Below are 4,875 nucleotides of genomic sequence, written 5' to 3'. Positions count from 1 at the left end.
ATCCCGCGCAAATAGCGCTGCCCGATGGCCTGCCATTGCTCGTCTGTGAGCTTTTCGCCGGGGGCGGCGGATAGCGAAACGTGCATAACCGCCTTGCCCAAGTTCGGGCGAAGTTTGCGAATCTCGCCAAACTCTGCGGCCAGTTCTCGCGGTTTTTCCCCGGCCATATTGCTGGAAATGATGCGCCCGCCTTCTTTGGTTATGTCGTATTCCAGCGCACCACGGAACCCGCGCCCCTTGACCAGCTTGGCAATCATTCGCCACCCCCAACGCCCAGCAAGGCCAGCCGCAGCCGGGAAACTTCACCGGCCAGCCGCTGCAAAAGTGCGTCATTTACGGCCACGTTCTGGCCGATGTTCGCGCCGTGCGCCAACTGGTTGAGGTTGGCCGACAGCCTCGCCAGCTCGGCGTACTGCTGCCGGTTGGCGGCTGGCACCGGGGGCGAAGGCAGGCGGCGGGATAGCGCAGCCTCCCGCAGCCACTGCGCCGGGGTCATGCCCATTTGCTCGGCCTTGGCTCGCAAGGCGGCGTACTCGTCCGCCGACACGCGAACGCCAATGGTCGAAACGCGCACGGCGGCGGGGTCGCCCTTGGGGCGGCCACCTCGCCCACGGCGCGGGGGTGTTTCTGCCGTCATGAATGAGCCTCCAGCGAGTGAATGGGGCAGGCGGCAAAGAGCGCAGCGACTGCCGCCGGGGTGCAGGGGCGCAGCCCATGCCAAGCCGTTTGAGCGAAGCGAAAACATGGCTTGCTTCTAACCAACTACGCCGCCGATACCTACATCATACGCCAGTCGATGCAGGGGGCAAAACGGCGGGGGCAGGCTCTGCGACATCGGCCAGCAGATCAGCCTGACCCGGCTGGGCTACCCGTGCAGAGCGCTCGCGCTTCGGCTTCGGGTGCCCGGCCTTGCGTAGCGCCTTGGCCACGTCGGCCAGCCCGCGCCATACGGCGGCGGCTTGGTCGTCGGTCAAGGTGCCAGCAGCCCGGATAGATTCGGCCAGGTCGGACAAGATACGCCCGCCAGAACTAGCCCGGTACTGGTTCATGCGCTCGGCCTTGACCGCCTGCCGCGCATCGAACCACGCCATCAGCTCCAGCCGCTCCGCGTCGGTCAGATCATCAAGACCAGCGGACGGTAATTTATCCGCCCAACGATCAAAGGCCGCAATCACTTTCTGATGGCTGCGCTTGCTTGCCGGGTCATAGGTAGAGCGGATGCACTGGATTTTCTTACCCTGTTCACGGAATTGCACGGCTGATACTCCTTTATCTGTCGAGTGGATATTTTAATATCCGTTGCGATGATTGAATTATATCCGTTGCGCGGATAAATTGCAATCCTATGTGATGATTATTTTCTATCCGCTTGACGGATAAAATAGGCGCAGACTAAGCGGATAAGAAAGCAGCGGCCTAGGTTTTATGCGTCCTGGTCGATGTTCCCGCTTTGGCTGTTCGGCTGCCGCGCAGCGGTGGCCCTTTCCCCTACTGCGTAGCAGTGGGGGCGGTGTGTCAGATGGGGGCTGTTCTCCCCCCTTTGGGGGGCTAGATATGGCTGTTTTGCCTCCGGCTTCGCTTCGCTCACCCGGTTATCCACAGGGCGCTGCTGGTAAAAATAAAGGTAAAAGAAAGGTAAAGGGCAAAAACAGGCGTTTTTCCCTTTGCAAATCAATTACTTGCAGATGGGGGGCGCGACGCAACATCACTAAAGCGCGACGCAACATCACCAAAGCGCGACGCAACATCACTCAAAGCGCGACGCAACATCACCAAAGCGCGACGCAACTACGACAAAAAAGCCCGCACTAGGCGGGCTGGGTGGAACGCAACCCCGATGGGGCTACGCTTGACCGGGAAGCCACAAGGCAAGCTGCGGCTTGCCCTTGGTGCTGCCCTCGATCTTGTGGGCCGTGATGATCTCCAGTCGTTCCAGCTCGGCGCAGGCGCGGGCCAGTGCGTCCAGGAAGTCACGCATCCGCCCGCTGTACTCCATCTTGCCCTTGAGCCAGTCCAGCGCGTACCGCTGCACCGGGTTGGATGACGTGGCCACAAGGCGCTGTAGCGTCTTGGCCATGTCCTGATTGCGCCCAAACTCCCGGCGCTTCTGCCAGTCGATCAGGGCAAATTCCCGGTTGTCGTACATAGCGTGCCACCGGGGGTCTATCGTCAGCGTGTATTCCTCGCTGTCCTCGTCGTAGTCGAAGCCTGTAATCAGGTGCAGGGCGCGAGTTTTGCCAATGGACAGCTTCGGCTTGCCGTCGGCCTTCGTGACCTCGATCACCAGCATGGCAAAGGCCAAGTCCTGCATCGTGCGGTGAAGCCACTTGTAGGCTTGCCCTGACTTCTCGCGGCCAATCTCCCGTAGGAACTCGGCGCGGTTGATCGTGACCGCTTCGCCCAACGGCTGGCGCTGGGCTTCCTTCATGGCTTGCATCCACACATCGGCCTGCGCCTCGTCCAGTTGCTTGCCACTGAACCGGATTTCAGCATCTCCACGGCTCTGCAAGATCGTGCCATCGTGCAGCTTGCGCCGCCCACGCGCCACCGGCGCAAACAGGCTAGACCGGGCTATGTGGTTCGGCATGGCCCGCATGAACTCGTCCATGCCGGGCAGGAACATTTGCCGGGGTGTCTCTGCGGCCTTCTGCTCTGCCTTCGCCGCCACTTCGGCGGCTTTTTGCTTGATGAACTCAAACGGGTCGCGCTTGCCCTTGGTATCCTCTTTTTCAGCCATTTCTGAAGCTCCTTTCTTCGGTTTTGGTTAGGCGCTTGCAGGGGGTGCCTCCCCTGTCTGCGCCGCCTACATGCTACACACCGCCCCCCACGGGGCGGGGAAAGATCAACGCCCCATGCTGGGGCCGCGGTCGCGCTTCGCTTGCCGCGCCTGCTCTGCCTGCTGCTCCTGCCGGTGGGCCTGCACCTCCGGCGCTGCCCATGCCTTTTCTGCCGTGCGCTTGGCGTAGTCCTCGACGTGGCCAGCCTTGCGGGTGGCCACCTCGGGGCTGTGCTTCTCGATGGCTCCGGCGATGCCTTGGGCGCTGAATCGCCCGCTCTTGGCCATGTCCGTGGCGATCATCCAATCCAGCCGCGAGAAGTCCGCCGTCTTGCCGTAGCGCTCGATCAGTCGCTTGGCCTGCCGCTGGTATTCGTGGCTGGGGTCGCTGTACCAGCCATGCCCCGGCGACTTGTAGCCCTCCAGAGCCTCCAGGCGGGCGCTACGCGCTTTTTCAGCCTCCACCCTAGCCAACCCCTGCCCAACAGTCTCCAAGAGCGCCTGGGCGCGTTCTGCGGGCTTTCCGGGGCAGTCATGCGCCAACACATAGGGTTGCCGCCCGTCTTTGGCGTGCTGGGGCTTCTGGTTGGTGAAGCCAGCCAAGCGGCCATAGTGGCGGCTGTCTGCGCTGTTGGGGTCGCCGTCGTAGTGCTTGGCCAGCGCCTGCGCGGCCACGCGGCGCACGCCTGCGGATAGCGGTTTATCCGATAGCTTCACCCATGCCTGATAGTTTCCGGGGCTGGTTTCGATGGTGGCGGCGGGCGCGAAGCCGTCCCGGCGCATCTTCTCCAGCATGGCGGGCTTCACGTCATCGACCAGGACGAGGCCATGCGCTCCGGCTGGCCTAACGTACACGTCATTGCCCTTGGCGTTCATGCGCTTGAGCCACGGCGCGGACTGCTCCAGCTCGGCGCGGCTCCATTCGCGGTTCATCATCTGGCCGGTTTTGGCCTCCCGGATACCCACCTCGAAGCGCTCCACGCCCAGCGCTGCTACCTGCCTTTGGATGGCTTCAAGGCTTCGATCACGGCGGGTTTCAGGTGCTCGGCCACTGCCTGCGGGTCTAGCTGGTTCTGGATGCTGGGCGGTGCCAGAAAGAGCCACGATGCGGTCACGGCTGCCGCTGTAACCATCCCCACCAGTGCGGCCAGCAGGTAATGCCGCCACTCCATCCGCTGCCCGGCCTGGTTCAAGCTCTCGGCGGCCTGGCTGGCTGCCGCTGCCGCGTCCTTGTAGCTCTCCACCGACTCCGATAGCTGGCGCTTGAACGTCTCGCCCTGCTCCTGGCTCTTGCGCTCGATCTCGGCCAGCGTCTGGCGCGTCTCGTCCGTCAGTGCGGCCATGGCCTGGGCCAGCGGCTCCAGCGTCGCGGCCAAGTCCTCCGCGCTCTGGTGCTTGGCCTGCCTCAATGTCTCCATCTGCTCGGCCAAATGCTCTAACCGCGTCGCGTTCGATGCTGCGGCGGACTGCCGCAAAGTCTCTGTCTTGCTCATAGCTGATGCCCTTTTTTTGAATGCCGGCGGCGGTGTAGGTCTTGCCCAGGTCGCTGCCCTTCATGGTCACACCGTCCAGCCGGTAGGACAGGCCGGACAGCTTCGCGCCCTGGAGCTGGGCCACGGGCACCAGCTCAACGCCTGCCGCCTCCAGTCGCTCCTGGTAGGTGGTGAAGTCGGGGCAGTCCTTGGCGGCTGCGTCGGCCAACTGCTGGAGCTGCTGGCGGGTGCTGGGCTGGCCAGTGCGGATTGCGCCCTCGATCTCGCCCTTGGTCGGCGCTTTGCGCTCGGCCTCGATGCTCGGGGCCACACGTTGCAGGCGGAAATCCCGCTCAATCTCTCGCATGATGGTTTCCTGCCGCTTGTAGTCCTGGCCGTCGCTGACGACCTCGCCCGCGTGGGTGATTCGGTTGGCCAGGATGTGGATGTGCTCGTGCTCGGTGTCGGTGTGCCGGGTCATGACGAATTGGTTATCTGTGAAGCCCATCCCGCGCAAATAGCGCTGCCCGATGGCCTGCCATTGCTCGTCTGTGAGCTTTTCGCCGGGGGCGGCGGATAGCGAAACGTGCATAACCGCCTTGCCCAAGTTCGGGCGAAGTTTGCGAA

Annotated in this window: 6 protein-coding genes and 1 pseudogene; all 7 read right to left on the bottom strand. The window is 63.1% G+C overall.

The window, feature by feature from the left end:
• Window positions 1-257 (bottom strand): relaxase/mobilization nuclease domain-containing protein (locus ACNA1V_RS17285; protein ID WP_415834812.1); only part of this gene is annotated, 257 nt, incomplete at its 3' end.
• Entirely contained in the window at window positions 254-637 is a 384-nt protein-coding gene (locus ACNA1V_RS17280) for a plasmid mobilization protein (protein WP_415834811.1), read from the bottom strand. The genes ACNA1V_RS17285 and ACNA1V_RS17280, both read right to left, overlap by 4 nt.
• Before the next feature lie 145 nt (window positions 638-782).
• A complete protein-coding gene (locus ACNA1V_RS17275; RefSeq protein WP_415834810.1) occupies window positions 783-1,256 on the bottom strand; it encodes a hypothetical protein in 474 nt (157 codons plus the stop codon).
• 587 nt (window positions 1,257-1,843) lie between these two features.
• The gene (gene trfA / locus ACNA1V_RS17270; RefSeq protein ID WP_415834809.1) at window positions 1,844-2,737 is read right to left on the bottom strand and encodes a plasmid replication initiator TrfA; all 894 of its coding nucleotides are present in this window, start codon (window positions 2,735-2,737) and stop codon (window positions 1,844-1,846) included.
• Window positions 2,738-2,842: 105 nt separating this feature from the next.
• Window positions 2,843-3,757, bottom strand: a complete 915-nt coding sequence (locus ACNA1V_RS17265) for a RepB family DNA primase (protein WP_415834813.1) — start codon at window positions 3,755-3,757, stop codon at window positions 2,843-2,845.
• A gap of 11 nt (window positions 3,758-3,768) precedes the next feature.
• Window positions 3,769-4,269 (bottom strand): IncQ-type mobilization protein MobB, encoded by a 501-nt coding sequence (locus ACNA1V_RS17260; RefSeq protein WP_341540189.1) that lies wholly within the window; start codon window positions 4,267-4,269, stop codon window positions 3,769-3,771.
• A 376-nt stretch (window positions 4,270-4,645) separates the two neighbouring features.
• A pseudogene (locus ACNA1V_RS17255) lies at window positions 4,646-4,840 on the bottom strand (relaxase/mobilization nuclease domain-containing protein); the annotation flags it as partial.
• Window positions 4,841-4,875: the final 35 nt, after the last annotated feature.

The organism is Kerstersia similis (genome assembly GCF_965139615.1).
Classification (GTDB): domain Bacteria; phylum Pseudomonadota; class Gammaproteobacteria; order Burkholderiales; family Burkholderiaceae_B; genus Kerstersia; species Kerstersia similis.
The sequence above is the reverse complement of the archived record's forward strand: the minus strand, read 5'-3'. Positions and strand labels throughout refer to the sequence as shown.

Excerpts from the sequence above, each read along its gene's own strand:
- ACNA1V_RS17280 (WP_415834811.1), bottom strand. The coding sequence starts at position 637 with ATGACGGCAGAAACACCCCCGCGCCGTGGGCGAGGTGGCCGCCCCAAG.
- trfA (WP_415834809.1), bottom strand. The coding sequence starts at position 2,737 with ATGGCTGAAAAAGAGGATACCAAGGGCAAGCGCGACCCGTTTGAGTTC.
- ACNA1V_RS17260 (WP_341540189.1), bottom strand. The coding sequence starts at position 4,269 with ATGAGCAAGACAGAGACTTTGCGGCAGTCCGCCGCAGCATCGAACGCG.